The following is a 25,633-nucleotide window of genomic DNA, read 5'->3' as shown; positions in this document are numbered from 1 at the left end:
ATGCATCAAGCCACCACGAAGTGGTTTTGCATGGCTTGATGCCTGTAACAGGAAGCCGAAGGCTGAACTGTTACATACTTTTCACATCTCTGTCATATACATAAAACAAACTTATACTTTCACGGAGAACAGCCATGCAGTTTTTCTTATATATTTCCGACTTCATTGTTCCTTTTATCATTCTCGCCATCGTTGCCTACGGCATCCTGATGGGAACGAATGTATACGATAACTTTATCAAAGGCGCCCGCAGCGGTTTCCTCACCGTTATCAAAATCATGCCCACACTCATCGGCTTGATGGTCGCTGTTGGAATCTTGCGTGCCTCCGGCTTTTTAGACTTTATTTCCCGGGTTATCGGACATTTCACAGCATACATCGGATTCCCAGGTTCCCTTGTTCCTCTTACCCTTGTGAAAATGTTTTCCTCTTCAGCAGCCACCGGACTGCTTTTAGACATTTTCAAGGAGTATGGAACAGATTCCCGGATTGGACTGATTGCATCCATCTCCATGTCCTGCACTGAAACAATTTTTTATACAATGAGCGTCTATTTTATGACCGCCAAAGTCACAAAAACCCGCTACACATTGCCGGGCGCCCTGCTGGCAACGTTCGCGGGTCTTGTCGCTAGTGTAATCCTTGCCGGGATGATGGCATGAAACTATTTCACTTCCGTAATCTCGCCATCCTTCATAAAAACAACCTTTGTCGCAAGGGTGATCGCCTCATCGTAATCATTCGTTACATAAAGAATTGTCATTCCCAGCTTGCGATGAATCCTCTTTACATCCCGAAGCATCTCTGAACGAAGCTTCTCGTTATTTTGTGCAAAATCCTCGTCCAGCAGAAGCGCCTTCGGTTGAAATACAATTGCTCTTCCAAGTGCTGCTTTCTGCTTCTGTGAATCTGTAATTGCTTTAATTTTCTTATCCAGAATGTTCCCGATTCCAAGAAACTCTGCTGCCGTTTTGACACGGCTGTCAATGACATTTTTCGGCATATTACGGAGCTTCAATCCAAGCGCCATATTATCATATACATTGAAATGCTTGTACAGTGCATAATTCTGAAATGCCATTGCGATCTGTCTGTCACGGGGCAGAATCTCATTGAGCAGATCCTCTCCCAGATAGATCTCTCCTGAAGTGATATCCTCCAATCCGCCGATCATACGGAGAATCGTGGACTTACCACAGCCGCTTGGACCGTGAAAAGTAACAAATTCTCCGTCCGGGATATGGAGAGATACATCCTTAACAGATACAAAACCGTTTGGATATATTTTATTAAGATTTTTTAATGTCAGACTTGCCATAACCGGATACCTCACATTCCTTTTACTGTTTCTATTTTATCATATCCAGTTAGGCAAAACAATGCGCAGTTTAATCTATTAAACTACAGCTATATGTTTTCGTTACTGTTTATACGGCACCTTGCACTGTGCCGCAAGGTGTCCGACCAATCTTTTTCCTTTGGCAGATCAATACAAAATGCTTTTCTGTAGGGCGCTTCCGCAGGCTGTTCCAATGACAGCCTGCCGCCATGCATTTCCACAATTTTAGCAGCAATACTCAGTCCCAATCCACTTCCGGCTCTGTTTCTGGACGCATCTCCCATTACAAAAGGATCAAACAAATGCTCTGTCAGATATTCTTCTATTTCCTCGCCTGTATCTGCAATCTGGATCCGCCACATTTCTCTTCCCGGCTCAATCCTTCCCTCACTGTTTTTCATATTCTGCTTTTGATCCTTCCACACTTCCGTCAATGAAATCCCTATGCGAGTCTTTACAGGATTGTGTTTCACTGCATTGGAAAGTAAATTCACCACCACCCGGGCAAACTGGGATCTATCAATCCTGGCAAAACATTTCGTCTGCGGAACTTTTACGTCTAGATACAGCCCCGCAGTTTCAATATCGGTATACATTTCCGCACTGACTTCCCGCACAAATTCCGACAGATCGACGCCCTCTTTTTTCAATTCAAATCCGTCACTGTCCAGCTTAACATAGTCAAAAAGCACCGTGATCAGCCGGTTCATTTGCAGAGACTTCGCATAAATTGCCCCCAGATATTCCCGCTGTTTCTCCGGTGTCTCGGCCATCCCTTCGCTCAACACCTGAGCATATCCGCTGATTGTCATAATCGGTGTCTTCAGATCATGGGTAATGTCAGAAAGCAGAAGATTTCGTTTCTGAATATATGCTTCCCTCTGTGCTCTGTCATGTTCACGGATTTCCTCCACTTTATGTACTACCATCAGACTATATGCAATGATTCCGATTACATACGGCAGCAAATATAATATCAACGACACCGTCACCGCCATTAGTAAAAGTCCTCCTGTTTTTCCCGATACAGGAAGAATGTCTGCTATCTTTGCATGATCCAAAAAACGCCGTGCAACTACCAGAATCGGCGGCGGCAGTATACTCATAACTGCCGAATAGAAGCATTCTCCTGCAAGATACAAAAGAAGACGGAACAAAATCCCCATTCTCTCCAGCATAGTCAGATTGTCCGCCAGTATGTCTATCCCCAGACTTTCTCCAATCACAGGGAAAAATGCCTGTGAGATCAACAAATTTACAAGGCTCTCACTGATCAGGATAAAGAGCATTACGACAAAGAGCCGCAGGATAAAATAGTCTTTCAGTTTCTCTGTCTTCTTCGACATACTGCTCTTCCTCCTCTCATTTTTATAGCCTTTAGAATTTATCAAATATCAGTTATCACATTTTGTATCCCTGACAATGCTGATGCCTGTATGTATCTCACATCAGGCTTTCTCAAATCTGTATCCAAGCCCCCGGATTGTCCGGATATAGTGATTGGCATCATCTGACAGCTTCGCCCGCAGCTTACTGATACAGACCATCACATTGTTGTCGTCTTCCATATATTCACAGTTCCAGCCAGCCCGGAATATCTGCTCCTTGGTAAATACCTTTCCCGGATTCTCCAGAAATAGCCGCATCAAACGGTACTCCACAGAAGTCAGCACAATTTCTTCCCCGCCTCTGTAAAGACTGCATTCGTCCAGATCCAGCTTCAAGTCCCGGATTTCCAGAACATGAACATCCTTCCCCCCGCCATGCGACCCTAAGGCATAAAAACGGCGGATGTTGGAATTGACCCTTGCAACCGCTTCCAGCGGGTTAATTGGCTTCGTAAGATAATCATCTGCTCCCAGATCCAGTCCCAAAATCTTATCCGCATCTGTATCTCTTGCGGACAAAATCAATACCGGAATATTGTTCTCTTTTCGTACCTGTCTTAATACGGCAAATCCATCCAGGCCCGGCATCATGATGTCCAGCAAGAGTAAATCTATTTTCTCTGTTTTCAAAATTTTAAGAACCTGCAGACCGTCCCCGGCTTCCAAAACCTCGTAACCATCTTTTTCCAGATAAAGCCGGAATAACTCCCGAATTTCCGGCTCATCATCTGCAATTAATATTCGATACCCCATTTTCTCTTCCTCTATATTATACGAATCCTTATACAGATCACTACTGCTTTTAGTCTCTTTTCCTGCTTACATCTTCCTACTCATTTTCAGAAGCAATACGGAACAAGTCTTCCTCTTTCAATGCCTGATAAAATGCCGCTCCCGTGCTGTACATATACGGAGTTACATAGAACACTCCCACCATACCTAATGTAACCGCACTCAGGAATAGCCACGGAATGAAAGACAGATCCAGCACAAATGCACGCCATTTATTTCCCTTCATCAGCCGTCTGCTCTCTGCAAATGCTTCTTCCTTCGTCATATTTTCATTCTCTGCCAGCAGATACGGAATTATACTGTATTCATAGTATTTACATATGCCCGGTATTATGAATAAAAGCGTCCATAAAAACGTATACAAATCCCGGAAGAACATGGTCTTCACGGCATTTTTATAACCTCTGTCAAAAGTATAGCATATTTCTTTTACATCTGCATTTTTATCCAGATTCTGATAGAAAAATCTGGAGCCGCCTACAAACACTGGATTACCGACAAATATATTGAACAGCAGGGCCACTGTCAGCATGAACAGTAAAACGATTATTAAAACAACGATCATAACAATTCTGCTTGTATTCCTGCTATACTCTTCCCATATATCTGTGTTATCATCTGATATACCTTCTACTTCTGTCACACTTGCCGATATACTATCTCCGTACATATCCCTATACCGATCATTACCATTACCTGCTGCCCCTGCGGTTCCCATTCCTACGATCGCCACAAGCAGAACAGCCACAAGCAGCGACTTCCAATAATTGGCTTTCATCCGGGATTTTCCTATCTCCTTCATTTTTTTTCTCGTCCATTTATTCATGTTATGACCTCCTTCTTTTGAATCCACTTCCTTTTCTTATAGACAGTATAGCAAAGGAAGCTTAAAGTACAATGGGAATAACCTTAACGGCAGCTTAATAACTCAAAGCAGTCCACCAGATTGTTTTACTGCATGCCTGACAGCAAAGAGGCTGTATAAAATTTACTTATTGAAATTTTATACAGCCTTTATTTACTTTCTATATCTATCCGATTGCACAAAATAATTAATTTAATTCCGGCCAGTATCCTTTGTTTGCCTCGATCAGATCATCTAAAATCTGTTTTGCCACACCTGCACTCGGAACAGTCTTGGACAACGTCAATGCCTGCCACATTTTCTGATAGCTTCCTTCGATCCAGGCTTCTACCGCAAGTTTTTCTACGCTTACCTGCTGTTCCATCAGCCCTTTCTGGAACTGCGGAATGCTTCCCTGACAGATTCTTTCATATCCGTTGCTTCCTACGATACATGGAATTTCTACCATCGCGGTGCGGTCAAAATTCTCAACAGCGCCTTCGTTCGGCACGATTAAAAGGAATCGTTCCCTTGTATTTTCAGCGATCGCACAGGCAAGGTCTACAATATAAGATGCATGTACGTCTGCTTCAAATCCGCCGTCTTTTGCCGTTCCCTTTTCAATAATCCGATGGCATGCTCCGAATACCTGTTTCTCACGGCCGTCCATAACTTCATTTGCACGGGTGTACTCCGGGTTGGAATGCTCTACTACATAGTCCGGGTACAGATAGTATTTCAAGTATGTGTTCGGAATCGTCTCCGGATCAAGAGCATAGACATCTTTTGCCTTTGTAAACGTCTCTCTCCAACTCTGATCTACATGCTGATTTGTCTCAGAAAGCGCATCTGCAAAGCCATTCTCTTTTACATGCTCGCGTATTTTCGGCATTAGATCATTTCCGTCCTTATCGTAAATCTTTGACCACCATCCAAAGTGATTCAATCCATAGTAAGAAACCATCATTTCTTTTCTGGATGTGATACCACACATAGAGGCCATCTTTTCCTCCAGATCGATCGGCATATCACAGATATTCAAAATCTTGGAATTCGGACGAAGTCTTCTTGTCGCCTCTGCTACAATTGCTGCCGGATTTGAATAATTCAGCATCCACGCATTCGGAGAATATTTTTCCATATAATCCAAAATCTCGATCACACCGCCGATGGAACGCATACCATATGCAAGACCTCCGGGGCCGCATGTCTCCTGTCCTACTACTCCGTATTTCAACGGAATCTTTTCATCCAGTTCACGCATTGCATATTTTCCGACACGAATATGCGCAAGCACAAAGTCAATATCTGTAAATGCAGTTTCCGGGTCTGTTGTATAAGAAAATACAATGTCAGGCGCATTTTCCTTCAAATAAATCTCGCATGCTTTCGCAACTGTTTCCTGACGTTCTGCGTCATTATCATAAAATTTGATCTGACGAATCGGAAATCTGTCCTGATGATCTAACAACATTAATACAATTCCCGGTGTAAATGTACTTCCGCCGCCTGCTACTGTAATAGAATATTTTCTCATGATATAACTTCCTTTCTTTTTGTAAGCTTCTTAATTTATTTGATTTCGATACATTGTTCTCCGGCTTTTGCCTCACCTAGAAGAACTGCTACCTTTTCATACTGGTCCGCGTTTGTTACAAGCACGGCTATCGTCGTATCATAACCTTCTTTTTCAAGTAATTCCTTGTCAAATGTAATTAATTTCTCTCCTTTTTTCACCTTATCGCCATTGCTCACATGAGCGGTAAAGCCTTTTCCATCCAGCTGTACTGTGTCGATTCCAATATGAATGAGAATCTCCACACCATCCTCTGTCACCATTCCGACTGCGTGTTTTGTATCAAAGAGCATTGTCACTTCTACATCTGCCGGAGCATGTACCGTATTTCCTGATGGTACTACAGCCACACCAAGCCCAAGGCTTCCTGATGCAAATGCCTCGTCCTTCATCTCTTCCAGCGGTAAAACCGTTCCCTCTGCGGGAGTCCCAAGATGCAGGATTTTCTTCTGCTTTGCTGCAGAACTTTCTCCGCCTGCCAACAGCGCTTCAAATTCATCTCTTACATTTGCGACATCCATACCGACGATGACCTGAATCGCATTTCCCTTTACTACAAGCCCATGAGCGCCGGATGCCTTAAATGAAGCCGGATCCTGTACAAGTGATACATCCTTTACAGATACGCGAAGTCTTGTCGCACAATTTGTTACATCCTCAATATTTCCAGCGCCGCCCAGCTCATCCAAGAAATCCTGTGCACGCTGTGTAAATGAATTTCCCTTTCCGCTTCCTGTCTTTTCTTTATAATCCGCTTTTGAATAGAACTTTGTCTCTTCTTCACCGTCTTCACGCCCTGGTGTTTTGATGTCAAATTTCAAGATAACTGTCTTGAATATAATATAGTAAATTCCGATAAATACAATTCCCACAATAATCTGTTTAACATAAGTCATGTAGTAAGCGCCGCCCATCGGTATCCAGTTGATGGCGATAAACTCGATCAGACCTCCGGCAAAGTTGCCAACAACACCGACCATATAGGTTACCATATCCATAATACCGGCCAGTACAGAATGCAGTGCAAACAACGGCGGACAGATAAATAAAAAAGTAAATTCAAGCGGCTCCGTCACACCTGCAACAACTGCAGTTAACGTGATGGGAATCAAAAGTCCGGCAACATTCTTCTTTCGCTCCGGCTTTGCTGTTTTATAAAAGGCAAGTGCTATTCCAATGGAACCAAAGATTTTCTCCATTCCGTAAAGAGCAAATCCCCCTTGTGGGAACAACTCTTTCAGCGGAAGTCCCGATGCTGCAAATTCTGCCATATGCTGTGTCCAGTAAGCAACGATTCCTCCCTGTACTGCCACATTGTCATATAAGAATGGAGAATATACAAAGTGATGAAGACCTGTCGGAATCAAAATTCTGTTTAAGAAGGAGTAAATTCCAACTCCGGCAGCCCCTGAGCTTGCCAGAAATACCTGCAGTGCACCGATCGCATGCTGTACTTTCGGCCAGATCAAAGCGGCTACAAATGCAACCGGTATCATCACAAAAAATCCTATGATGTAAACAAATGTAGATCCCTTAAAGATTCCCAAAAACTCCGGAAGCCGTGTGTCAAAATAACGGTTATGGATCCATACAACAATTGCCGCTACAAGAATTGCTCCCATCATTCCCATATCCAATGTCTTGATTCCTGCTACAAGGGCAAGTCCTGAACCGCTTACTGCTTCCTGTGTGAAATCGACTCCGAAAAACGGTCCCCACTGTGTCAGGATCGTATTTACAAAATAGTTAAATGTAAGGTAGATAACCAATGCTTCCAGACAGGCACGGGCATTTTGCTTCTTTGCCAATCCCACCGGCAGCCCTACTGCAAATACGAGCGGCATATTTCTGAATACCGTCCACGAACCCTGATTGATAATATTCCATAACTGATACCACATTCCGTCAGCATTTGCCAAAGTTCCTAAAATCTGTTCATTCATGCACAATGTAGAGATACCAGCCATAATTCCTGCAAATGCGAAAAGCAGGACCGGGGTGAACATTGCACCGCCAAATCGTTGAATCTTCTGCATCATAACGTGTTTCCTCCTTCAAATCAGCTCTTTTTCCTATTCATTTCCTATCAATTTTTTACATTCCGATCAGATGTTTTTCTTGATGGCATAAGCATAACGTCATTTTTTACTTAAATCAATAGCTTTGGCACCTTTAGGGATACTGCTGAAATTTTGAATTTTTTCACATATACCTGTGATATTTCACACCTTTTCTATAGAATAAAGAGTTTCGCTTGCGAAACTCGCGCCTGCGGCGGTCGCATTGCGACATCTACCTCATACGCCGCAGTGCGCATCCCCCGGAGGGTTTTTGTTCTATAGGAAAATTCGGAGAAGTTTCCTATAGAACAAAAAAAGGGCGGCTGATAAGCCTGCCGCCTTGTCTGCTTTATTCTAAAAAACCAATTCTTCACATCGTTTTTCCTGATAAATTAAATATTTGATCAAAAGAAGCTCTACTGTCATAAAAAACAAAGTTGTTGTCTCGTAATTCTGAATATAAGATGTTCCAACTGTCGATGTATTGATATAAAGATTCTCATCTCTCATTTGTGCAAGCGTATTGTTCTTCAACTTGGTCATAGAAATAATCTTAACGTCCTTCATCCTAAGGCTTTTTGCAAATTCAACCACATGATTTGATTCTCCTGAGAGTGATACAATAATGACAAGATCCCCTTCCTGGAGAATATCCATGATCAACTCACGCTCTCCTTTTCCGCCCTCGATCAGATTCATGCAGATTTTCGCAGACAAAAAAGCCCGCTTAAATTCTTTTGCCACAAAAGATTGAACCGCTCCTGAACCATATACAAAAATCCGTTTCGCTTCATATATACATCGGCAGATATTCGTATACTCATTTTTTTCCATCTCATCGATTCGCTTCCGGTAATCATCACACACAAGCTTCGTGATATTCCGGATTGGAATGCTCTTTTTGTTGCGTTCCATTTTCATATGAATCTTTAATTCACTGAATCCATCCATCGAAAGTTTCTTTGCAAAACGCAAAATCGTTGTTCTCGAAACATTACAGTTTTTTGCAAGTTCCTCGATCGTGCAGCGGCAGCATTCCTCTCGATGATTGTCAATATATTTCCATATGTGCAGATCATTCTCGTTTAATTTTCGATAATTTGCCCTGACTAAATCTTCAATTGCCATATGTGATGTCCTCTTTTTTCCTAAAATATGTCTAAATTTCTCAAGAAGCGCTGCTTTACTTTAAACATAAATCTTCATTTTTCAATTGTAACTTTTTTTAAATAACAAGTCAAATCATTTAAAAGCTCTTTCTTAATACAAAATTTAAAAGACTGACAGAAATTTTTCTCAAATAATATTTCTGCCAGTCTTTACCATTTTTTCCTCAGAATATTTCTAAACAATCAGTTTCTGTCTATATCTTCTAATTAATCTTTCTCCAACTGATTATAAATCTCTCTCTTCGGCACACCCCTGTCTTTAGCAACCATCTTCATTGCATCCTTCCTGCTGATCCCCTGAGACAGATAATGTTCCATATGTTCTCCCAGACTCATCTCTTCCCAGCGTGCCTGCTCTTCCAATCGCATTTCCTCACGGCTCCGTCCGGCAATCACCAGCACACATTCTCCTTTCGGATCATTCGCCTCATAGTAGGCAAGCGCCTCGCCAATCGTAGAACGAAGTGCTGTTTCATACCGCTTCGTCAGCTCCCGGCACACCGTGATCTTTCTCTCTTGACCCAGACGTTCTTCTAACAATTTCAAGGTTCTGACCAGCCGGTGAGGAGCCTCATACATCACGATCGTACGTGTTTCATGTTCCATTTCCCCAAGAACTGCTTCCCGTTCTTTTTTATCTGTCGGCAGAAACGCTTCAAAGGCAAACCGCCTTGTAGAAAGTCCGGACATCGTCAGCGCAGTCACACAGGCTGCTGCCCCCGGCAAAGATGTCACGGCTATCTCTTCCTCATAGCACATCTGCACCAGTTCTTCCCCCGGATCAGAAATTCCCGGTGTACCCGCATCCGTGATCAGAGCGATGTTCTGTCCCTCCAAAAGCTTTTCTACCAGCTTTCTGCCCTTTTCATATTTATTGAATTCATGATAACTTGTCATCGGAGTCTGAATTTCAAAATGATTCAACAATTTTATACTATTCCTCGTATCCTCTGCCGCAATCAAATCTACTTCTTTTAGCGTACGGATCACGCGGAATGTCATATCTTCCAGATTCCCAATCGGTGTTGCACATAAATATAATGTTCCTGGCATATTTCCCACTCTTACTTTCTTTACTCATACCCATCCGGGCATCCCATAATTCATGCCTTTGGCGGGCGGACTTTGTCCGATAATGTATACATTACGATAGGAGGCTCCACGGTCACCCGTGACTTTCCCCCTTTCAAACCTTCAATCAGAACCATCGTCGGTTCTTTATGTATATGCGGATGCACAAACTGAATCCGTTTCGGCTCAATCTTATACTGACACATTTTCGTCAAAATTTCCACCAGCCGGAACGGCTTGTGAATCATATAGAACCGTCCCCTGCTCTCTTTTAACAACTTTGCACTCTCACGCAAAATATCATCCAGCGTACACAAAATCTCATGGCGCGCAATTGTTTTGGCATCCGCTGCATTTTTCAAACCATGTTCATTTAACATATACGGCGGATTAGCCGTAATCACATCAAAAGAGGCAGTTCCGAACCTGTCCGCCGCCTCTTTGATATCCCCTGTCACAATTTCCACTTTTTCTTCCAGATGGTTATATGCCGCACTTCTCCGTGCCATGTCCGCACTCTCCGGCTGTATTTCCAATCCTGTAAAATGCTTTCCCTTCGTCTTCGCCGAAAGCAAAATCGGAATTACTCCTGTCCCGGTCCCCAGATCTAGCACCTGCTCTCCCGGCTTCACCCTTGCAAAATCTGTCAGCATGACAGCATCCACACCAAAGCAAAATCTCGCCGGATCCTGAATGATATAATAACCGCTTAACTGCAGATCATCCAGCCGCTCACCCGGAAGCAGATCCACCATCTGCATCTTCTCTGTTTCTTTCATTTTCTATTTCTTTCTAAGCCTTCTTACTTGACAGTAACAAAGCGGACAAGTCCGCCTCAAACTCCCTACATCCCTCAATCCTTTTCTCCATTATTCTTTCTCCAGCGCCTCCAGCTTCTTCATCTCTTCCTTAGACACTTTCGCTTTCTTTCGTCTCGGTTTGAACTTCAGTTCGTCTGCCTTATATTCCCGGATCTCTTTCTCATCATTTTCCAGATTCACAATCACCTTTACCTGCTTACGAAGCACGCTTAGAGAATGTACGTTACCACTCAGTCCCTCTGGTGTCGTCACCATGTCCCCCACAGACGGAAGCTGACTGTTCAATTCCTCATATGTCTCTTCCTCATTTGTCAGACAACACATCAGTCTGCCGCACACACCAGAAATCTTACTCGGATTCAATGATAAATTCTGTTCCTTTGCCATCTTAATAGATACTGCTGCAAACTCAGACAAATAGGTGCTGCAGCACAACGGTCTTCCGCAAATGCCAATACCGCCGCGGATCTTCGTCTCATCACGGACACCGATCTGTCTCAGTTCTATTCTTGTACGGAATACTGCTGCCAAATCCTTTACTAACTCACGGAAATCAATTCTTCCATCAGCCGTAAAGTAAAATAATACCTTATTATTGTCAAACGTATACTCCGCATCAATCAGCTTCATTTCCAGATTGTGTTTGCGGATCTTTTCCTGACAGATCCGGAATGCTTCCTTCTCCTTCTCCCGGTTCTTTACCTCATTCTTCTCATCCTGCTCTGTTGCCAGGCGAATCACTGACTTCAGCGGCTGCACAACCTCTTCTTCAGCCACTTCCTTCGGTCCGCTTACTACTCGTCCGTATTCAACTCCGCGGGCAGTCTCCACAATGACACAGTCTCCCTGCCTTATTTCCAGATTGCCCGGTGAGAAAAAATAAATCTTTCCCGCCACGCGGAATCTCACGCCAATTACTTTCACCATTCTTCTAGTTCTCCTTTATTGTCAATAAAAGCAATTCCATCGTCAACTCAAAATTAACATTTGCCTTTAATCTTGCCTTTGCCTTTTCCAGACCCTCTAAAATATTCTCGATTCCCTCATAAGAACTCTTATTCGCCCGCTCCCTGATATGCTTCAACTGGTCAGAAAAAACAACTCTGTCCACATTCTTAGTAGCCTTAAAAATAAGCACATCCCGGTACCATACTGCGATAACATCCAGATAATCATTGATTTCCAGTTTATAAGCCGAGCACTTTTTCACAGCAGCCATCAATTCTTCTACCTGCATATCATTGATATTCCGAAGTAAATGTACTGCTTCTTCCTTGATCTCATTAAAATGCTCAGAGGTTGCCAGCTCAATTGCCTTACCCATATTGCCCTGTGCAAATGCAACACAGATATCCGCCTTATAATCCGGAATCTCCATCTGCTCCATCAAATACTTCTTAACCAGCTTGTCTTTGATATTACGCAGTCTCATCATAACGCATCTGGAACGGATCGTCGGGAGAAGTGTCTCTGCATTCTCCGTCAGAAGAATCAGAACTGCATACTCCGGCGGCTCTTCAATTGTCTTAAGCAGTGCGTTCTGTGCCTGCACACTCATCATGTCCGCTTCGGGAATAATATAAATCTTATATCGGCTGCTGTACGGCTTGATCACAATATCATTATTCACCTGCTCACGGATATCATCTACACTGATCGTCGTCGGCTTCTCATGCGTCACCTTAATAATATCCGGTTGGTTGCCGCTAATCGCCTGCTTACAGGACTGACACTTACCGCACGCATCACCGTCCTCATCACGGTTCCGGCACTGCAGACTCATGGCAAACAAACTCGCCAGCAGCTTCTTGCCCGAACCTCTCTCCCCATTAAAAATATATGCGTGTGAAACAGCATCGGCAGTCACCGCATTTCCAATATATTGAATAATATTCTTATGTCCAACTACATCCTTAAATCCACCCATTCGATCACCTGCTGTCTGTTTTCTGCTACTTTTGGTTTCTATACATACTTATACACTATGATTTCATTACAGCCCTTCATGGCGCATATATATGTATATAGACAGTATATCATATTTTTTATGCAAGAGATACCCCGTAAATCCTAACATAAAGAATTCTTAGTAACAGTTCAGCATAGCACTTTGCATTTACTGCAAAGTCCGTAAAAACGTGTGTTGGAGAAATAGAATCCGCTCTTTCACCCCAGTAAATACACAGACCTAACAGAACTGTAGCATATAATCCATTATTTCTTGCACACAAGCCGCAAACTCTACATTTGTAAATCGTTTCTTTATGCTGGCTTTCTCCAGATTCTCTTCTGAAAAATCTTCCAGATCCGCCAGAAAACGCCTGCACATTTCCGCATACTTCGGCTCCGCCTGCTGCCGTTCCCTCTCAAGTGCCCGGAATAACCGAAGTCCGTCCTCCACCTCCACATATAATGGTACAACAGCTTCCTCACCAAAATACAGCTTCATTGCCTCATAAGACTCCAATGTGCCGATTACCAGATAGTTCTTCGTTTCCAAGTCCACCTGACCATCACTAGCTGTAAAGTAACGCCAGATCCCGCATTTTGTATGGTAAGTCCTTTGCTCAATAACACAGCCCCTTGCCTCCATCTCACGCAATGTGTCCTCCCCTACAAAATGATATTCCAATCCATCCGTCTCTCCCTCCCGGATCGGACGGGTTGTATACAAAACAATGTCCTTCAGTTCAGGCATTCTTTTTTTTATTTCCTTAAAAATCGAATCCTTTCCAGAGGAACTCTTTCCCATAACATAAAAAATTTTTCCCATATCTATTTTCCTTTTATCTGCTTTTACCTATGCCTGGCATCTGGTTTTCTCTTTCACTCTTTCTTAGCATATCATTACCTGTCATATATATAAATCATTTTCTCTTCCTGCAGTCCTTCAATATCAAATCCCATATCCATATATTGATATAATAATTTTATGATTTCATGGCTGATCCGCTCTCCTGGTACAATAAGCGGAATTCCCGGCGGGTAAACATAGGCGTATTCCAACGCCACCGCCCCCGCACTCTCCTTTACCGGACACAGCTTTGTTTGCTCCTTCTGCTCAGCCAGAATCTCCGCCTGTGCGCTTGTGCAAAACCTTTCCAGATGAGGCAAAGCCATAGATACCTCACCTTTTGCCGTCTCCATACCTTCTATAATCTTACTCTCCAATCCCATGCAAAACTTCCCTTTATAATCTCTCGTCTGCCTCTTTTTCACCTCTTTCATTCGCCCATCAATCTCAAACAAAGCCTGTTTTAATCTCTCAAAACCTTCTTCTGTATCACATACACTTGTCATTGCCAGCACATACTCCCGGGATGCCATTTCCATCTGTAAATGATATGTCGTAAGCAGCTCTTCATATAACTGCCTGCCGCTGTATGCCGTTCCCCGCGTAGAAATCACAATTTTTGATCTGTCATAACAAGACGTTCTCACAATATGCAGGCACTCCAATTGTCCAAGATCCGCTCTAAACTTTTCCAGACGTTCTGAATACAAATCAAATGCAGTTTTACCGTTTCCTATTCGTCCGCCGGCAGATACGTCACTTGTTGCTTCATCATTCCCAGATATCTGCTTCTCCAGAAAATGAATACATTCGTCCATGCTTGCCATCAGTACATACGATGGACTGCTTGTTTGCAGCATATGTACATATTTCCGAATCCGCTCCCGGTTTATCAGACTTCCATTCATATGGAGCAACGCCGTCTGTGTCAGAGACGGCAGCGTCTTATGCAGACTATGGATCACCACGTCCGCCCCCCGCTGATTCGCATTTTCCGGAAAATATGGGTGAAACCCAAAATGCGCCCCATGTGCCTCATCCACAATCAGAGGGACCCCAAATTCATGCGCCGCTTCTGCAATCGCCTTCACATCTGAAACCACACCGTCATAGGTCGGTGAAGTGATAACAACCGCCTGAATGGAATTTGTTCTTAGGATCTCCCTGATCCTGTCCGCCTCAACTGCACCGTTTAACCCATTTGCCGTATCATACTCCGGATAAATATAGACAGGCTCCAATGCATTCATATATACCGCCGCATATACTGATTTGTGGCAGTTCCGGGCCATCAAGATCCGCCCATCTTTATGCGTACATCCAAGCACTGCACTCAAGATCCCAGAGGTACTTCCATTGATCAGGTAACACGTCTCCTCCGCATGATACACCTTTGCCGCCTGCTCCTGAGCATCTTTCAGGATCTCTTTCGCATGGTGCAGATCATCAAAGCCTTCTATCTCCGTAATATCTATCTTACAGGGAAATGAATTTCTCATTATACTGTTGTTCCGCTTATGCCCCGGCATGTGAAATCCGTAATAATCAGATTGTCCATACTCTGTGAGCCGTTCATATAATAACATTCCTGGTTTCTCCCCCTCACGTTTTTACAGGACTTTGCAGTAAATGCAAAGCCCTGTTATTATCTTACCATGTTTTATTTAAAAGAAATAGTTGTTTTTCTGCCAAATTATACCTCTTACTCCAAAGCAGTTTTCTTCACCTGTGCCAATCCTTTTCCCACTGCGGGGATCAAAATCACAATAACCGTGATCACTGCCTCTGCCAGCAGGTAACTATAGTTATAAGCTACCGGGTAAATCCATTTCAACGCTTGCGGGAAATTATCCGGCATATAATCCATCCAGTACAGGTATCCGCCCAATGAATGAAATGCACCGCGGATAACAACTGCCAGAATATAACCTTTCATCAGACCATGCTCTTTCTTTGCAAAAAATCCCGCAAGTCCAAGGGCTGCAAATGCAAATATATAATCACAGCACACTTGGAAAAACGACAATACAAATGGCTCCTGTAAAAATTGTAAAATACCATATGCCAGTCCGCATAGAATCCCGGTCTGCACACCATACCAATTTGCGATCAGTACAATAAATAACATACTACATAAAGTAACACTTCCTCCCCACGGCATTCCGAACAGCTTAATATAGGAAGTTACATAAGCCAGCGCCAGCGCCGCCGCACAGAATACCATCTGTCTTGTCGTCATTTTCCTGCGGCTGCCATTTTTACCTGCCAGTACAACTGCTGCCGCAAACAGCACAATACCGATCACGATAGAAACCGCATATCCTGCTGTTGTCAATCCGCCCTCTGCATTCACCATAAAGTTAAACATACCAATCTCCTCCTTTGTCCCAGATACCTGCTGGTATTACAGGCATCCACAAATCAGTCTTGATTTGAAAAACCAAAGAAAAATGCTGTGATAGCACCCACGGGTATTATCACAGCATCAAACATCTACTGAGGTTATTTTCCTACGTTGGCATTATCCAAATCAGGTTATGGGTCTAAGCAACACAGCTTACTCTCAGCCTGCTTTTTGCAAGCTCCCCTGTTTTATTTACAGTACTATTGTATCACAACTTCTGTGTAATGCAAGAAAATTTTATATCTTCTTTCCCAGCATATCTGGGTTAGTCGCATATTTCAGTGCAGTATCTCTGCTGATCATACCCTCTTTACAGAGATTCATCAGACTTGCATCCATAGATATCATGTCTTCCTTCATGGAAGAATAAATCAATCCATCAATTTGATGCACCTTATTATCACGAATCATATTACGGATAGCAGGCGTTACAGTCATGATCTCCAATGCAGGAACAACCTTACCGTCCACAGTAGGAACAAGCTGCTGAGAGACAACCGCATTCAGTACCATGGAAAGCTGTACGGCTATCTGACGCTGCTGATTCGCGGGAAATACATCAATAATACGGTCAATGGTATTGGCCGCGCCAATTGTATGTAGTGTAGACAATAGCAAATGCCCGGTCTCAGCCGCAGTCATTGCAACATTAATCGTCTCATAATCACGCATTTCCCCAAGCAGGATTACATCCGGACTCTGACGAAGTGCGGCACGCAGTGCAGTCACATAACTTTCTGTATCTACGTTAATTTCCCGTTGACTCACAATACTCTGCTCATGACGGTGCAGGTATTCCAAAGGATCCTCAAGTGTAATAATGTGCTTCCTCTGTGTCTGATTGATTTGTGCCAGCATACAGGCAAGGGTTGTAGATTTACCGCTTCCTGCAGGACCTGTTACCAGTACCATGCCTTTTCCGCTGTCTGCAAGGTGAATGACATAGTCCGGAATACCCAGTTCATCCTTATTCGGCAAATCAAATGTGATAATTCGGATAACTGCGGATAATGCACCTCTTTGTTTATATGCGCTGATACGAAACCGAGAAAGTCCCGGAATGGCACAAGAGAAGTCATCATCCCCGTTTTGGTGCAGTTTACTTATATCTCGTCCGTCTGCCCGTTCATAAATCTCTGTCAGCAGAACCTCTGTGTCAGCGGGAAGCAGCCTTTCATCATTCAACTGTGAAATAACTCCCTGTTTACGGAAAGAAACAGGAAGCCCGGCAACAAAAAAGACATCGGATGCCTTTTCAGCAATTGCCTGTCTTAAAATTTCATCTATATGCATACTTTATTCCCCCATTGATAAAAGTTCTAACGGCTGACCGCCTTCCCATTTTTTTGTGGATATTACCTGCCATGCCTGTATTTTATAATATGTGTCTGACTTTGTATAGTCATTGATATACAAAATAACCTTTAATGCTTGTTTCTCTGATATTGGTATGGTAAATCCCAGTTCAAGCAACGGATCTTTATCCGAAAAAACATGCTCATTTTCTCTTTCAAAAATTGTATATGTCAGATCAATCCCATCTAGAAATGGTCCTGACAGAAGCTCATCTACAACTGCTTCCGAATACTCTGCAAGGTTATCGCCTGCTTTCTCTGCCCGTTCTTCAAACACTGCATCCATCTTCGCAAGGATTCCCTCTGCTTTTGAGGAAGCTTCATAATACTCTGTCTTATGAGCCGCCAGCCGTCCAGTAAGTTTATGATCACTACGTGCACTCACAAGTGACAACACAGCAAATGTAACCAGACTCAATACAAGGAATATGATCAGCAAAGAGGATGACCCGATATTTACAAATGAAGACTGTTGTTTATCTCTCTTCATGCCCGGTCCTCCTTGCAATATAATCTACAACATCCAGTTCATATATCACTTTTCCGTCTGCTTTGTCCGCCTGCCTAATTTCAATATGAGCATTCACCATCCTGCCGTCTTCCTCTGTATCAACATTCATCATATATAATGCTTCTTCCCTGCCGCATTCTATGAAATCTTCATCATAATAGATTGTTTCCGTACCCATCTCCAACTCTCCGTCCGAAACTGCGCTGATATACTCTGCTGCAGAAGTGCACTTATTAACTGCTTGGTTCAGCGCCCTGGATTCTACGCTTAACAGATGCGACTTTACAAAAATCTGCACACAAACGGCGCTTGCAATCGAAAAGAAGAGAATTGCAAGTATCAGTTCCATTAAAAATAAACCTGAAGACCGTGGTCTGTTTTTGCGTACCATAGAAACATTTTCCTTTCTTGTATCCATATCAAAATCTATATCTATTGGCTTCTCACTGCAACCAGAATCGAGTCTGTCTGATTATTCTGATCTGTACATATGAACCGGAACACTCCCTCATCCTTCTGTTCCATAGAGAAGCCCTGAATCTCCATAATTGATGTACCAGCAGACAACTCTGCTCTGGCATCCTCTTTCATAAACAGTTCTCTCAGCTCGTTATCGTAGGCATAAATATAAGTATAATACTTAGTATCCTCATACTCCTGTGTCATGATAAGGGCTTCCTGACCATCCAGTTCACCGATTTCTATCCGACCGCCTACATCGTTCTGGTGAATTTTCTCACTGATATAGGACAAGCCTGTACGTGCCGTATAGTTCAATGCAGAATTCTCCGTTGTGAAACGGTATATGCGGGCTGCAAGAAGCAGCACTGTCAGTGCGCTGAGTGCAAATATGACAAACAAAGCAATCGGAAATATTACATCTATCATATGCTTTTGTTTTGTGCCTAATTTCACATTTTCAACCCCCTTTATCGCTTTTTATCAGTCCTTCTCTCGATAATCGTCACATCCGGCAGGATATTAGAACCCGCCACTTGATAATCCACAAAAAACAAATCTTCATCATAAGTAAGTCCATAGTTCTCCTTCAGATATTCCAGACTCTCAGGATATGTTCCCTCAATCGTATAACAATATGTAATATCATGCATAATCGCATCTTCCAGACTTTCCTTCTGTCTTCTTACCGTACTGTCTGAAAGAGAAGATATTCCCTGCATAAACGAAAGCAAAATCAATAAAAACGCGCAAAGTGAAAATAGAAATTTTGGTATCGAACGTGATTGTCTCCGATAACTAAACCGCTTCATACACTGTCCTCCTTATATATTGGACATGATTCCCATAAGCGGCAGCATAACCGATAACAGGATCACTCCTACGATCAATGACAATAGAACAACCAGTGTCGGTTCCAGAACTGCCAGAAGGTTATTCATTTGTGTATCAATATCATCCTGATACATCTCTGCCACCTCGTTCATCACCTGATCCAGCGAACCTGTCTTGGAACCAACAGAAACCATCCTTGCATAAATTCCTGTAAACATACCGGAAAAAGCAAGTGCTTCACTCAGTTCTTTTCCTTCATTGATTTCTTTCTGGCAAAGTTCGATCTTTTTCTGGAATACAGGATCATCATTTAATGATATCACCAGTTCCATACTGCGGTCTAAATTGAGTCCGCTGCTTAATGTCAATGCCATACCGCTTGCAAAACGGCAGGCAGCAATTTCTTCATAAATAGAACGTGTAAACTTCACCTTGTGTCCCAATTTTCGGAACAAATTCTTTCCCGATTCCGTATGGGTGCCGTACAGTATCACACCTGCAATTATTACAATAACCACGATAAGTACAGCTGAATAGCGGTTAATAGCCGTTCCTGTATTCATCAGCACCCGAGAGAATCCCGTCATCTCCGTACCAAGCTGAACAAATACCTGATTGAATACCGGCATGACCTTAACAAGCAGTACAATTACCACGACTGCCATCATTCCTGTCATAATCATTGGGTAAGTAACCGCATTACGGATAGATTTACTAATAAACTCTTCACGTTCATAATGTCTTTTTAATGAATCCATCACGTCATCCAATGTTCCGGTCTCCTCGCCAATCTCCACCATATGAAGCATATAAGCCGGAAATACTTTTGTCGTTGTCATAGCCTGACATAAACTTCCCGTCTCCTGCATATCAGAAAGCAGCTTTGTCAGAATTTCTTTCTCATCGGCAGATGCCGCGTCCTCCGTCATGATTGTCAGCCCTTCCATTGATGAGATACCTGATTTCAAAATCAGAGACATCTGTCCACAAAAAGAGGATAATTCCAGATTAGAAAATGGTTTCATAATATCCCTCCTATTAATAAGAATATTTCACGGTATAGTTGCTTCCGTCACCGATATACTTTCCGACCGATGAGTTACTGTTATTCGCAGCAAGCGTCGGATCCATCAGAGACCAGCTTATTCCGTCAAATTCAATAATACCATTGACCCATCCGCTTTCCTCGAGATATACACTGATCCACGCATGATAGGTATCTCCCGAATAGCCTACCTCCAGTTTCGTTGGAATCCCCTGTGACCGAAGAAGTGCTGCCATCAGGGATGCGTAATCAAAACAGATTCCCTTTCCGCTGTCCAGCGTATCATCAATAACCGGAAGATAGTCCGCCTTAATATTTGCCGCGAGTTCATCATCATAACTAATATTTTCTATGATGTAACGGTAAACCTGCTCCACATAGTCCAGATCATTGGATGACCCATCTGACACCTCTTTCCCCAATGCCACTGCCTTAGACTCTGGTGTAAACCAGACATACTGGTTTGGATAAAGAAATGGCTTAAATTCATCACTGATCGCTGCACTGATTAATGTAGAAAACGAGACTGCATACATATCATCCTGTACATGTTCCAGTACCGTGATATCATAATCTCCGTCTCCCTTTGGCAGTGGAAATGACTCATAATTTCCGGCTCTTAGGTTATAGCTGTACACTGTGCTGTCCGGAGCAGTGATCTGCAGCTTCACCTTACTTACAGTTCCCGTATACCGCACCATAACATAGCCCTCCGACGTGTTGGAAGCATCAACAGAAACAGTGTCGTTGCCATAAGTAACAGTTCCTTCTGCAGCCGGAACCAAAAATTCTGTCTTGGTAGTCCTGCTCTCATCTGTATGATTCTTAGAAGACGCCCCACCGCCATCGGAACAGCCCATAATAAGAGCAGCTGCAAAAACAAATAGCAGGAACATATATAAGCAACGTACCTGTTTATACATTTTGACAGCCTCCTTTTCATTACTTATTTTTCATAACGCGAGATATACATTGTTTTCCTTGAAGACATTCCATTAAATTTGCTGCAATACTTGCGCCAATCGTTCACGTCCTGCTTTTAAGTACCGCTTGACAGAACTTTTGCTGATATCCATCAATATAGCAATTTCATCAAGTTTCATGTCTTTATAATACTTCAGCAAGATAACCTGAGATTCTGTAAACGGAAGCTTCATAATCTGATTCACCAAATATTCCTGAGAATCGATCCTGCATATCAGATCCTCTGTTGTATTCCTGCTTCCAGAATCCCCCCCAGTATCTATCTGAATTAAAAGTATCTAAATAATCATTACCTTGTTCTATTTCCTGATTATAACACTGATACTCTTTTTGTAACTTGTAGCAAACGCGAAAATTAATCTGGTTCAGCCATGAAATAACAAGCATCGGATCTTTTAATTTAGATAAATTCTTAAGAGCAAGTATATACGTTTCCTGTAAGGCGTCCTGTGCAAGATATTCATCCCGAAGATATCTGTAAGAGAACATATACACTCTCTGGTATGTGGCAGCATATAATTCTGCAAAGGCATCACTGTCACCTGCCTGAGCCCGAGTGACCAGATTCGCTATGTATTTATAATCGAGAGATTCCATTTAATTGCTCCCTTCCTCCATACTCCTCGTGTTAGAAAAACTAATCATCTCAAACTTCTAAATCATTACTACTTGCCCTCAATGCTGATAACAAGCTGTAGTGTGTTCTCTGCAAAGTCCGGAATATACACATTCAGTGTTTCATTTGGATAAGGAAGTGCAATACATCCTACTTTTTCGTCAATAAATTGCGGCTTTACCGCCTCACCCCCTGCACTGATAGTTGAAACATTCGCATAATCAATGCCTAACCCTGTATCAGACAGATAAAGATATACTAATCCATCCCTCGTTTCCGTAGATATCAAAACCGGCGCCTCCAGATCGACATTCCCTACATCGATATATTGTACGGACTGCTGGTTATTCACCAAAGTAACTGTAACCGCCATCCTTCCGTTTACCATCGGCTCAATAGAATACACATGTGCATCCATCTCGTATACTGGAACATTACGTCCGTTGATTTCTGCAGTAATACGTTTCACAGGCATCCTGGATGTAACTTCCAGTGTATATGTCGGATTTATCTCTGACTGAGCAGTATTTGTCTGAATTGTAAATATAGACGGTATAAAAAGCAACGGCAGCAACATGAATAGTACCATAATAATCACAATGATCATCCTCTGTAAAGAAAAGCGCTCTTTCCTGTAATTACTATAAGCGGTCAGTACTTCAAGCGGCACAGAGTTTGGCTCTACATTATTTTCCTTGAAGACATTCTTAAGAATTCTGCCGGCATCTTCCAACCTTAATTCAGGCTGATGTTCAACCGTTTTCTGAAAAATCGACACTGTACAACTCACCTCCCTAAATTCGCTGCGATACTTGCGCCAATCGTTCACACCCCGCTTTTAAGTACCGCTTAACAGAACTTTTACTGATATCCATCAACATGGCAATCTCATCAAGTTTCATATCTTTATAATACTTCAGCAGGATAACCTGAGATTCTGTAAACGGAAGTTTCAAAATTTGATTGATCATATATTCCTGAGAATCAATCCTGCATATCATATCCTCCGTTGTATTTCGGTTTCCACTATACCCCTTCCCTCCGTATCCTTCCGAGTCGAAAGTATCCAAAAAGTCATTGCCTTGCTCCATTTCCTGATTATAACGCTGATATTTTTTTTGCAAATTATAGCAAACACGGAAATTTATCTGGTTCAGCCATGAAATAACAAGCATCGGATCTTTTAACTTCGATAAATTCTTAAGAGCAAGAATATACGTTTCTTGTAAGGCGTCCTGCGCAAGATATTCATCTCGAAGATATCTGTAAGAAAACAGATATTCTCTTTGGTATGTAGCGGCATATAGTTCCGCAAAAGCATCACTGTCACCCATATGAGCCCTGGTGACCAGCTTCGCTATATATTTATAATCGAGAGATTCCATTTAATTGCTCCTCTCATTCGTCATCCTCGTGTTAGAAAGAGCAACTAATTGGGTAATTGTTTCAATGTCCGGGCTCTCGTTAAGTGCAACTCCATATTTAAAGCAGATCGGAAACTGCGGCTTGCTTTCATTATATCTCTTGATACGTTCATTGATACGTACCAGAAACAAATCCATTTTTTCCTTATCACAATTCTCAATGATTGCAAGGAACTTGTTGCCCCCATTTCGGCCTACAAAAGCCTGATCCAGCGCTGCCGCCTGAATAATACCAGAAAAATCACGAATAATTTCATTTCCCGCTCCATGTCCATGTGCCTGATTAAGCTCCTTCAAATTAATCAGCTCAAACATCACACTTCCGATATCCTTTGGCAATGGTTTGTCTAAATATTTCTCAATCACAGTATCACAGCTATATCTATTAGCAATTCCTGACACCGGATCAGAAGATACGGCATAATTCAATTCCTTGTATTCTTTCTTGAATGTAGAAAATAACGTAAAATCCAGGAAAATAAATAAAAATGAAATACCGCATGCCGCCCATAATAAAATACATAATGTACGTATATGTGGATTGGTTGCTATCAGTTGGTAAAGCTCCGTATCTGTCAATACAATATACAATGCTATTCCTGTTACTACAATGAAAATAATCAATTCTATCGTCTTAAAAATGTCAAATTTTTTCATAATATTTTCTTTCTCTCATAAAAACATCTCCAGGCAACAGAATTATTATAACATACTATTCAACAGTTCGTATATAAAACATTCCAATCTGTAATAATATTCTCCCCTTAATCTGAGATTCTCCCACAACTCCGAATGTTCTAGAATCCATGGATTCATTTCTGTTATCACCCATAATAAATACCTGCCCTTCTTCCAGCGTAAGCGGATATCGGACGGACCTAGACTGCGGCTCCGTTTCTCCGGCTGCATAGGGTTCATCAAGTTAAACAATATACAATTATTCTATTCCAAACAAATAAAAACCAAGGAATTTACTTCCCTGGTTACCAAAAAACTGAGCGTGCGGGGATTCGAACCCCGGACAACTTGATTAAAAGTCAAGTGCTCTACCACCTGAGCTACACGCCCTTATTCAATTTCATGTTTTTAGACAAGCAAAATGCCCAGAGCCGGAATCGAACCAGCGACACGAGGATTTTCAGTCCTCTGCTCTACCAACTGAGCTATCTGGGCATAAGACTTAAAAGTCTTGAATTGCGGGGGCAGGATTTGAACCTACGACCTTCGGGTTATGAGCCCGACGAGCTTCCAGACTGCTCCACCCCGCGATATTAAATTATATTATCTCGTTAGAGATAAAGCCGATGATCGGACTCGAACCGATAACCTGCTGATTACAAATCAGCTGCTCTGCCAATTGAGCCACATCGGCATACTTCAACCATTTTAATCATCTGAGCCACATCAGCACAAAGCCTACTGGCTAATGGATGGAGAAGGATTCGAACCTTCGAAGGCGTTGCCAACAGATTTACAGTCTGCCCCCTTTGGCCACTCGGGAATCCATCCATATAAGTGGGGCCTACAGGGCTCGAACCTGTGACCCTCTGCTTGTAAGGCAGATGCTCTCCCAGCTGAGCTAAGACCCCACATAACGACCCAGAAGAGACTCGAACTCTCGACCTCCGCCGTGACAGGGCGGCGCTCTAACCAACTGAGCCACTGGGCCTTGCGATAAACACTTAATATCTGTAATCTAGACATTTCTGCGCAACGCATAACAAATTAGAAGGTATGTACCTTCAAAACTGCATACAAAGAATTACATCACTAGTTCCTATCACCGTGCTTTGCACTTTAATGAAGTTCGATTTACTAAACTCGACAGAACCTCGCTATCTTCTTGAACATTAGCAGTTCAAGAAGCATAAGCTCCATCGAACAAGCATCGTACTAAGTTCAGCCTGCGCTTCGCTTGTCTTCACTAAGTACCCTTGCTTTGGTTATGCCCTCGACCTATTAGTAACAGTCAGCTCCATGCATTACTGCACTTCCACTCCTGCCCTATCTACCTCGTCGTCTTCAAGGGGTCTTACTAACTTGACGTTATGGGATATCTCATCTTGAGGAGGGCTTCACGCTTAGATGCCTTCAGCGTTTATCCCGTCCCGGCTTGGCTACTCTGCCATGCACTTGGTAATGCAACA

Annotated in this window: 27 protein-coding genes, 7 tRNA genes, 1 rRNA gene, 1 pseudogene and 1 riboswitch; of the genes and pseudogenes, 1 reads left to right on the top strand and 35 read right to left on the bottom strand. The window is 42.6% G+C overall.

The window, feature by feature from the left end; all coding sequences use genetic code 11:
* Positions 1 to 134: 134 nt before the first annotated feature.
* A complete protein-coding gene (locus NFS18_RS16280) occupies positions 135 to 662 on the top strand; it encodes a spore maturation protein (RefSeq protein ID WP_251392213.1) in 528 nt (175 codons plus the stop codon).
* A gap of 2 nt (positions 663 to 664) precedes the next feature.
* On the opposite strand, the gene NFS18_RS16275 is transcribed toward NFS18_RS16280, so the two are convergent.
* From NFS18_RS16275 to NFS18_RS16100, 35 genes and pseudogenes are all read right to left on the bottom strand, one after another.
* Positions 665 to 1,318 (bottom strand): ABC transporter ATP-binding protein, encoded by a 654-nt coding sequence (locus NFS18_RS16275; RefSeq protein WP_251392211.1) that lies wholly within the window; start codon positions 1,316 to 1,318, stop codon positions 665 to 667.
* Positions 1,319 to 1,407: 89 nt separating this feature from the next.
* Entirely contained in the window at positions 1,408 to 2,685 is a 1,278-nt protein-coding gene (locus NFS18_RS16270; RefSeq protein ID WP_251392209.1) for a sensor histidine kinase, read from the bottom strand.
* A gap of 102 nt (positions 2,686 to 2,787) precedes the next feature.
* A complete protein-coding gene (locus NFS18_RS16265; protein ID WP_251392208.1) occupies positions 2,788 to 3,480 on the bottom strand; it encodes a response regulator transcription factor in 693 nt (230 codons plus the stop codon).
* A 76-nt stretch (positions 3,481 to 3,556) separates the two neighbouring features.
* Positions 3,557 to 4,345, bottom strand: a complete 789-nt coding sequence (locus NFS18_RS16260; RefSeq protein WP_251392207.1) for a DUF975 family protein — start codon at positions 4,343 to 4,345, stop codon at positions 3,557 to 3,559.
* Between the two features lie 226 nt (positions 4,346 to 4,571).
* A complete protein-coding gene (locus NFS18_RS16255; RefSeq protein WP_251392206.1) occupies positions 4,572 to 5,900 on the bottom strand; it encodes a 6-phospho-alpha-glucosidase in 1,329 nt (442 codons plus the stop codon).
* Positions 5,901 to 5,935: 35 nt separating this feature from the next.
* The gene (locus NFS18_RS16245; RefSeq protein WP_331477729.1) at positions 5,936 to 7,978 is read right to left on the bottom strand and encodes an alpha-glucoside-specific PTS transporter subunit IIBC; all 2,043 of its coding nucleotides are present in this window, start codon (positions 7,976 to 7,978) and stop codon (positions 5,936 to 5,938) included.
* 375 nt (positions 7,979 to 8,353) lie between these two features.
* Positions 8,354 to 9,127: a MurR/RpiR family transcriptional regulator gene (locus tag NFS18_RS16240; RefSeq protein ID WP_251392205.1), complete on the bottom strand. Its 774-nt coding sequence runs from the start codon at positions 9,125 to 9,127 to the stop codon at positions 8,354 to 8,356.
* A gap of 248 nt (positions 9,128 to 9,375) precedes the next feature.
* Positions 9,376 to 10,221: a 16S rRNA (cytidine(1402)-2'-O)-methyltransferase gene (rsmI, locus tag NFS18_RS16235; protein ID WP_251392204.1), complete on the bottom strand. Its 846-nt coding sequence runs from the start codon at positions 10,219 to 10,221 to the stop codon at positions 9,376 to 9,378.
* 50 nt (positions 10,222 to 10,271) lie between these two features.
* Positions 10,272 to 11,018: a tRNA1(Val) (adenine(37)-N6)-methyltransferase gene (locus NFS18_RS16230; RefSeq protein ID WP_251392203.1), complete on the bottom strand. Its 747-nt coding sequence runs from the start codon at positions 11,016 to 11,018 to the stop codon at positions 10,272 to 10,274.
* A gap of 90 nt (positions 11,019 to 11,108) precedes the next feature.
* On the bottom strand, positions 11,109 to 11,987 hold the full coding sequence (locus tag NFS18_RS16225) for a PSP1 domain-containing protein (RefSeq protein WP_251392201.1): 879 nt from the start codon (positions 11,985 to 11,987) through the stop codon (positions 11,109 to 11,111).
* A 4-nt stretch (positions 11,988 to 11,991) separates the two neighbouring features.
* Positions 11,992 to 12,987, bottom strand: a complete 996-nt coding sequence (gene holB, locus NFS18_RS16220; RefSeq protein ID WP_251392199.1) for a DNA polymerase III subunit delta' — start codon at positions 12,985 to 12,987, stop codon at positions 11,992 to 11,994.
* Between the two features lie 261 nt (positions 12,988 to 13,248).
* Positions 13,249 to 13,833, bottom strand: coding sequence for a nucleoside/nucleotide kinase family protein (locus NFS18_RS16215; protein ID WP_251392197.1), 585 nt, complete (start codon positions 13,831 to 13,833; stop codon positions 13,249 to 13,251).
* Between the two features lie 74 nt (positions 13,834 to 13,907).
* Positions 13,908 to 15,440 carry an aminotransferase class I/II-fold pyridoxal phosphate-dependent enzyme gene (locus tag NFS18_RS16210; protein WP_251392195.1) on the bottom strand — a complete coding sequence of 511 codons (1,533 nt, stop codon included), beginning with the start codon at positions 15,438 to 15,440 and terminating at the stop codon, positions 13,908 to 13,910.
* Between the two features lie 116 nt (positions 15,441 to 15,556).
* On the bottom strand, positions 15,557 to 16,222 hold the full coding sequence (locus NFS18_RS16205; protein ID WP_251392193.1) for an energy-coupled thiamine transporter ThiT: 666 nt from the start codon (positions 16,220 to 16,222) through the stop codon (positions 15,557 to 15,559).
* A 122-nt stretch (positions 16,223 to 16,344) separates the two neighbouring features.
* Positions 16,345 to 16,453, bottom strand: a riboswitch (TPP riboswitch).
* Positions 16,454 to 16,495: 42 nt separating this feature from the next.
* Entirely contained in the window at positions 16,496 to 17,551 is a 1,056-nt protein-coding gene (locus tag NFS18_RS16200; protein ID WP_251392191.1) for a type IV pilus twitching motility protein PilT, read from the bottom strand.
* A gap of 3 nt (positions 17,552 to 17,554) precedes the next feature.
* Positions 17,555 to 18,103 carry a hypothetical protein gene (locus tag NFS18_RS16195; protein ID WP_251392190.1) on the bottom strand — a complete coding sequence of 183 codons (549 nt, stop codon included), beginning with the start codon at positions 18,101 to 18,103 and terminating at the stop codon, positions 17,555 to 17,557.
* Positions 18,090 to 18,515, bottom strand: coding sequence for a hypothetical protein (locus tag NFS18_RS16190; RefSeq protein WP_251392188.1), 426 nt, complete (start codon positions 18,513 to 18,515; stop codon positions 18,090 to 18,092). Before NFS18_RS16190 ends, NFS18_RS16195 begins: the two co-directional genes overlap by 14 nt.
* Positions 18,516 to 18,556: 41 nt before the next feature.
* Complete coding sequence (locus tag NFS18_RS16185; protein WP_251392186.1) at positions 18,557 to 19,039, bottom strand: DUF4860 domain-containing protein; 483 nt, start codon at positions 19,037 to 19,039, stop codon at positions 18,557 to 18,559.
* A gap of 14 nt (positions 19,040 to 19,053) precedes the next feature.
* Positions 19,054 to 19,395 (bottom strand): hypothetical protein, encoded by a 342-nt coding sequence (locus NFS18_RS16180; protein ID WP_251392184.1) that lies wholly within the window; start codon positions 19,393 to 19,395, stop codon positions 19,054 to 19,056.
* 12 nt (positions 19,396 to 19,407) lie between these two features.
* Complete coding sequence (locus NFS18_RS16175) at positions 19,408 to 20,442, bottom strand: type II secretion system F family protein (protein WP_251392182.1); 1,035 nt, start codon at positions 20,440 to 20,442, stop codon at positions 19,408 to 19,410.
* A gap of 13 nt (positions 20,443 to 20,455) precedes the next feature.
* Positions 20,456 to 21,385, bottom strand: coding sequence for a transglutaminase domain-containing protein (locus tag NFS18_RS16170; RefSeq protein WP_251392180.1), 930 nt, complete (start codon positions 21,383 to 21,385; stop codon positions 20,456 to 20,458).
* A gap of 72 nt (positions 21,386 to 21,457) precedes the next feature.
* Positions 21,458 to 21,619 (bottom strand): RNA polymerase sigma factor, encoded by a 162-nt coding sequence (locus NFS18_RS19990; protein WP_251392178.1) that lies wholly within the window; start codon positions 21,617 to 21,619, stop codon positions 21,458 to 21,460.
* Positions 21,570 to 22,043, bottom strand: a complete 474-nt coding sequence (locus NFS18_RS16160) for an RNA polymerase sigma factor (protein WP_251392176.1) — start codon at positions 22,041 to 22,043, stop codon at positions 21,570 to 21,572. Before NFS18_RS16160 ends, NFS18_RS19990 begins: the two co-directional genes overlap by 50 nt.
* A 68-nt stretch (positions 22,044 to 22,111) precedes the next feature.
* Positions 22,112 to 22,840, bottom strand: coding sequence for a hypothetical protein (locus NFS18_RS16155; protein WP_251392175.1), 729 nt, complete (start codon positions 22,838 to 22,840; stop codon positions 22,112 to 22,114).
* Between the two features lie 16 nt (positions 22,841 to 22,856).
* Positions 22,857 to 23,447, bottom strand: coding sequence for an RNA polymerase sigma factor (locus tag NFS18_RS16150; protein WP_251392174.1), 591 nt, complete (start codon positions 23,445 to 23,447; stop codon positions 22,857 to 22,859).
* Positions 23,448 to 24,143: a GGDEF domain-containing protein gene (locus NFS18_RS16145; RefSeq protein WP_251392173.1), complete on the bottom strand. Its 696-nt coding sequence runs from the start codon at positions 24,141 to 24,143 to the stop codon at positions 23,448 to 23,450.
* Between the two features lie 55 nt (positions 24,144 to 24,198).
* Positions 24,199 to 24,345: pseudogene (locus NFS18_RS16140) on the bottom strand (S26 family signal peptidase); the annotation flags it as partial.
* Between the two features lie 136 nt (positions 24,346 to 24,481).
* Positions 24,482 to 24,554, bottom strand: a tRNA-Lys gene (locus tag NFS18_RS16135).
* A gap of 32 nt (positions 24,555 to 24,586) precedes the next feature.
* Positions 24,587 to 24,659, bottom strand: a tRNA-Phe gene (locus NFS18_RS16130).
* 21 nt (positions 24,660 to 24,680) lie between these two features.
* Positions 24,681 to 24,754 (bottom strand) — tRNA-Met (locus NFS18_RS16125).
* 31 nt (positions 24,755 to 24,785) lie between these two features.
* Positions 24,786 to 24,858, bottom strand: a tRNA-Thr gene (locus NFS18_RS16120).
* Between the two features lie 55 nt (positions 24,859 to 24,913).
* Positions 24,914 to 24,995, bottom strand: a tRNA-Tyr gene (locus NFS18_RS16115).
* Between the two features lie 7 nt (positions 24,996 to 25,002).
* Positions 25,003 to 25,075 (bottom strand) — tRNA-Val (locus NFS18_RS16110).
* A gap of 6 nt (positions 25,076 to 25,081) precedes the next feature.
* A tRNA-Asp gene (locus NFS18_RS16105) sits at positions 25,082 to 25,155 on the bottom strand.
* Between the two features lie 270 nt (positions 25,156 to 25,425).
* Positions 25,426 to 25,633: ribosomal RNA gene (locus NFS18_RS16100) — 23S ribosomal RNA — on the bottom strand; the annotation flags it as partial.

The sequence above is a fragment of the Mediterraneibacter agrestimuris genome (assembly GCF_943193195.1).
Classification (GTDB): Bacteria; Bacillota; Clostridia; order Lachnospirales; family Lachnospiraceae; genus Schaedlerella; species Schaedlerella agrestimuris.
Note: the sequence above shows the minus strand (reverse complement) of the source record. Positions and strands in the feature narration are given on the sequence as shown.

Bases quoted from the DNA above. Each gene is read 5' to 3' on its own strand.
- NFS18_RS16280 (WP_251392213.1), top strand. From the start codon at position 135: ATGCAGTTTTTCTTATATATTTCCGACTTCATTGTTCCTTTTATCATT.
- NFS18_RS16275 (WP_251392211.1), bottom strand. From the start codon at position 1,318: ATGGCAAGTCTGACATTAAAAAATCTTAATAAAATATATCCAAACGGT.
- NFS18_RS16270 (WP_251392209.1), bottom strand. From the start codon at position 2,685: ATGTCGAAGAAGACAGAGAAACTGAAAGACTATTTTATCCTGCGGCTC.
- NFS18_RS16265 (WP_251392208.1), bottom strand. From the start codon at position 3,480: ATGGGGTATCGAATATTAATTGCAGATGATGAGCCGGAAATTCGGGAG.
- NFS18_RS16260 (WP_251392207.1), bottom strand. From the start codon at position 4,345: ATGAATAAATGGACGAGAAAAAAAATGAAGGAGATAGGAAAATCCCGG.
- NFS18_RS16255 (WP_251392206.1), bottom strand. From the start codon at position 5,900: ATGAGAAAATATTCTATTACAGTAGCAGGCGGCGGAAGTACATTTACA.
- NFS18_RS16245 (WP_331477729.1), bottom strand. From the start codon at position 7,978: ATGATGCAGAAGATTCAACGATTTGGCGGTGCAATGTTCACCCCGGTC.
- NFS18_RS16240 (WP_251392205.1), bottom strand. From the start codon at position 9,127: ATGGCAATTGAAGATTTAGTCAGGGCAAATTATCGAAAATTAAACGAG.
- rsmI (WP_251392204.1), bottom strand. From the start codon at position 10,221: ATGCCAGGAACATTATATTTATGTGCAACACCGATTGGGAATCTGGAA.
- NFS18_RS16230 (WP_251392203.1), bottom strand. From the start codon at position 11,018: ATGAAAGAAACAGAGAAGATGCAGATGGTGGATCTGCTTCCGGGTGAG.
- NFS18_RS16225 (WP_251392201.1), bottom strand. From the start codon at position 11,987: ATGGTGAAAGTAATTGGCGTGAGATTCCGCGTGGCGGGAAAGATTTAT.
- holB (WP_251392199.1), bottom strand. From the start codon at position 12,987: ATGGGTGGATTTAAGGATGTAGTTGGACATAAGAATATTATTCAATAT.
- NFS18_RS16215 (WP_251392197.1), bottom strand. From the start codon at position 13,833: ATGGGAAAAATTTTTTATGTTATGGGAAAGAGTTCCTCTGGAAAGGAT.
- NFS18_RS16210 (WP_251392195.1), bottom strand. From the start codon at position 15,440: ATGTTATTATATGAACGGCTCACAGAGTATGGACAATCTGATTATTAC.
- NFS18_RS16205 (WP_251392193.1), bottom strand. From the start codon at position 16,222: ATGTTTAACTTTATGGTGAATGCAGAGGGCGGATTGACAACAGCAGGA.
- NFS18_RS16200 (WP_251392191.1), bottom strand. From the start codon at position 17,551: ATGCATATAGATGAAATTTTAAGACAGGCAATTGCTGAAAAGGCATCC.
- NFS18_RS16195 (WP_251392190.1), bottom strand. From the start codon at position 18,103: ATGAAGAGAGATAAACAACAGTCTTCATTTGTAAATATCGGGTCATCC.
- NFS18_RS16190 (WP_251392188.1), bottom strand. From the start codon at position 18,515: ATGGTACGCAAAAACAGACCACGGTCTTCAGGTTTATTTTTAATGGAA.
- NFS18_RS16180 (WP_251392184.1), bottom strand. From the start codon at position 19,395: ATGAAGCGGTTTAGTTATCGGAGACAATCACGTTCGATACCAAAATTT.
- NFS18_RS16175 (WP_251392182.1), bottom strand. From the start codon at position 20,442: ATGAAACCATTTTCTAATCTGGAATTATCCTCTTTTTGTGGACAGATG.
- NFS18_RS16170 (WP_251392180.1), bottom strand. From the start codon at position 21,385: ATGTATAAACAGGTACGTTGCTTATATATGTTCCTGCTATTTGTTTTT.
- NFS18_RS19990 (WP_251392178.1), bottom strand. From the start codon at position 21,619: ATGAAGCTTCCGTTTACAGAATCTCAGGTTATCTTGCTGAAGTATTAT.
- NFS18_RS16160 (WP_251392176.1), bottom strand. From the start codon at position 22,043: ATGGAATCTCTCGATTATAAATACATAGCGAATCTGGTCACTCGGGCT.
- NFS18_RS16150 (WP_251392174.1), bottom strand. From the start codon at position 23,447: ATGGAATCTCTCGATTATAAATATATAGCGAAGCTGGTCACCAGGGCT.
- NFS18_RS16145 (WP_251392173.1), bottom strand. From the start codon at position 24,143: ATGAAAAAATTTGACATTTTTAAGACGATAGAATTGATTATTTTCATT.